The organism is Mesorhizobium sp. M7A.F.Ca.CA.002.05.1.1 (assembly GCF_003998335.1).
In the GTDB taxonomy this organism is placed as follows: domain Bacteria; phylum Pseudomonadota; class Alphaproteobacteria; order Rhizobiales; family Rhizobiaceae; genus Mesorhizobium.
The window spans coordinates 1-1,143 of the sequence record NZ_RZQI01001307.1 but is presented as its reverse complement, the minus strand read 5'-3'; the positions used below and the strand labels follow the sequence as shown (position 1 = coordinate 1,143).

Below are 1,143 nucleotides of genomic sequence, written 5' to 3'. Positions count from 1 at the left end.
GGCCAGAGCGGCAAGAAAACCGGCACTTGCGACCATCAGGCGATACATCGAACTCCCCGAAATGACGGTTCAGAAAGATCCTCGCCAGAAGGATAACCGCATTCGCCGCAATCGCAATCCCCCTGTCGCCGCACAGAATCCGCTATTTGGCGTCGATGAAGTCCAGCACAGCCTGGTTATATTCATCCGGCGCTTGCAGCATGGCGAAATGACTGGCGTTGGGCAGGATAATCAGCTTCGCGCCCGGGATGGCGGAGGCGATATATTCGGTGTGTTCGCGCTTGATCGCTTCATCATGGTCGCCGGCAACGATCGCCGTCGGCGTGGTTATCTCAGCGAGCTGCTCCTTGGTCCACGCCGGCTCGGTCTCCCACATATGGCTTATCTGCGCCACGAAGGCGTCATACTGGTCCGGTGTTTTCGACATCTTCTTGTAGTCGCGGCCGGAGCGGTCGATGTAGGCGGCAAAGGTCTTGTTGGTCATCACGCCCGGATCGACGCCGTCGGTGGTTACGTTGGCGGCTTGCGCAAAGAGCCTTGTCAGCCGCTCCGGATGATGCAGTGCGATGTCGATACCGATAATTCCGCCATCGCTCCAGCCGACGAGCGCGGTCTTGTCGATCTTCAGGTAATCGAGCAGTGCCAGATAGTCCGACGCCATCAAGTCATAGCCATAGGGCTGCTCGGTGCGGGTGGAGCGGCCGTGACCACGGCTGTCGGCGACGATCACCTTGTGGGTTTTGGAAAACGTGGCCACCTGGCTGGCCCAGATGTCGGCGTGGCCGAGGCCGCCATGGATGAGCAGCACGGGGTCACCCGCTCCGAAAACGGCGTAGTACATCTGGATGCCGTTCACCGGCGCATATCCGCTCTGATCGGGCTTGGGCATGGCCGCAGGCTCCGGCAAGGTCTGCCAACGTTCCTCGGCGGCGGCAAAAGTGGTCGACGCTGCGAACAAGATGACGACGGCGAACGCTTTCCAAAAACGGGTCATGTTTCCCCCTTACGGCTCGGTCCGTAGCCAGCATCGCGCTTTGGCCAGATTAGTCAACAAGCTCAGTCTGCCGCGGTGTGTTGGCCCGACGGCTCGGGCGGCGCCCGCCGACATTTGCGAGACTGGCGACAACCGAAGGAATCGCGAAT

At 60.5% G+C, this 1,143-nt stretch carries 1 protein-coding gene; it reads right to left on the bottom strand.

Annotated features, from left to right (window positions below; all coding sequences use genetic code 11):
- Positions 1-142 precede the first annotated feature (142 nt).
- Positions 143-994, bottom strand: coding sequence for an alpha/beta fold hydrolase (locus EN939_RS35115; protein WP_127271933.1), 852 nt, complete (start codon positions 992-994; stop codon positions 143-145).
- Between the last annotated feature and the right edge of the window lie 149 nt (positions 995-1,143).